The 1,969-nt window shown below is 43.5% G+C and carries 2 protein-coding genes; both read left to right on the forward strand.

What is annotated here, in order from left to right:
* Positions 1-160: 160 nt before the first annotated feature.
* The gene (gene mreD, locus A3757_RS15125; protein ID WP_068507580.1) at positions 161-640 is read left to right on the forward strand and encodes a rod shape-determining protein MreD; all 480 of its coding nucleotides are present in this window, start codon (positions 161-163) and stop codon (positions 638-640) included.
* Between the two features lie 80 nt (positions 641-720).
* Positions 721-1,969 (forward strand): ribonuclease G (gene rng, locus A3757_RS15130; RefSeq protein WP_068739873.1); only part of this gene is annotated, 1,249 nt, incomplete at its 3' end.

The raw sequence follows: 1,969 nt of genomic DNA on the forward strand, positions 1-1,969 counted from the left end.
GACGCTCCTTTGCAGAGGTTCGCGCCAGGCCTGAAGCACAGTTGAATAGAAGTCGTCTCTTGCTTTTGGTGTTTAAAGAGGGGCAAAACGATAGTACCGTCATCGATGAGAATAAAGAACAATCTAGTACTAAGCAGCATGCGTCTGACGAGGTAAACGAATGACTCAGTCGAGAGTAAGTTGGGTGGCCGTTGCATTGTCTTTCGCCGCAGCTGCCGTATTGGAATTGTTAGCAATGCCGCAAATGCTACTTGCCTTTCGTCCTGAGTGGATGGTATTGACTTTGATATACTGGTTATTGAGGCACCCCGAACGTATTGGTCTGTTTTCTGCTTTTATTGTGGGCGCAATCATGGATGTGCTGTCAGGTACTTATCTCGGTATTCATATAATTGCTTGCTGTATCGTCTCTTATTTGGTTTTGACGATGCATCAACGCTTAAAAATGTTTCCGGTACTACAGCAGTCCTTGGTAATATTTTTTATTATCGGAATTTTGTTGATGATTGTGATGACTATCAGAGGAGCGCTTGGCGCTGTCGATAATAATATGTCTTATCTGGGAGCTGCACTATCAAGCGCCTTAGTTTGGCCTTTTGTATTAATTTTCACCGACCGTCTTGTTTTTGCATTGCGATAATAAAAAAACGCTTTGATATGCCGCTTCGTTTCAATAGCTGCTAATCTTATTATTTTGACAGGAAAGTTTCAGGTAGTGCTATGAGTGAAGAGCTTTTAATTAACGTTACGCCGGTTGAAACTCGTGTAGCGCTTGTAGAAAACGGAATGCTGCAAGAAGTGTATATCGAGCGTTCAAGTTGTCGTGGCTTCGTTGGTAATATCTACAAAGGAAAAGTAGTCCGTGTGCTTCCTGGAATGGAGGCTGCATTTGTTGATATTGGTCTTGAGCGCGCCGCATTTATACACGTTTCTGATATCACCTCTAACCCACAAGTCGGTGAAACTGGCGAAAGTGAGAATAATGCAGATATCGCATTATTGTTGCGCGAAGGTCAAGAGCTTGTTGTTCAAGTCATCAAGGATCCCATTGGTACGAAAGGTGCCCGTTTAACCACTCAGCTGTCAATTGCTAGCCGTTACTTGGTTTATATCCCAAGTGTTTCACATATTGGTATATCTCAACGTATCGAAGATGAAGTAGAGCGTGAGCGCTTAAAGCAGCTTGTTTTGAATTGTCAGGTAGATAACGAAGAGGCAGGCTCGGGCTTTATTGTGCGTACTGCGGCCGAAGGTGCAGGAGAAGATGAGTTTACGGCAGATATAAAGTTCCTGGAGCGCCTTTGGAAAAAACTAAAGCAGCGAATCAAAGAGAACGCAATTCCATCTGTTGTCTATCAGGATTTGCCGCTGTTTACACGTGCGATAAGAGATCTGGTAAAGCCTCAAACCGAGAAAATTAGAATCGATTCAAAAGAAAGTTATGGGATTGTAAAGGAGTTCTCCGAAAACTTTCTCATTGATGTTAGTAAGCGGCTTGAGTATTACCCAGGTGAACGACCTGTATTCGATTTATATAATGTTGATGATGAAATTCAGAAGGCGCTGGGAAAAAAGGTTCAACTTAAGTCTGGTGGCTATCTAATCATTGATCAAACCGAAGCTATGACCACGATTGATGTGAATACCGGCGGTTTTGTCGGGCATCGTAATCTTGAAGAGACCATATTCAAGACCAATCTCGAAGCTGCAAGGACCATTGGTAGGCAATTGCGCTTAAGAAATCTTGGCGGGATTATCATTCTCGACTTCATCGATATGGAGGATGAGGAACATAAGCGCCAGGTTCTACGAATGTTAGAGAAAATGCTTGAGCGAGACCATGCACGTACAACGGTAAGTTGCGTTTCAGAGCTTGGCCTGGTTGAAATGACACGTAAGCGTACCACTGAAAGCTTGGGGCAAACCTTGTGTGAGCCTTGCCCTGTATGTGATGGCACTGGTGTGTTAA

This window comes from Oleiphilus sp. HI0117, from assembly GCF_001635235.1.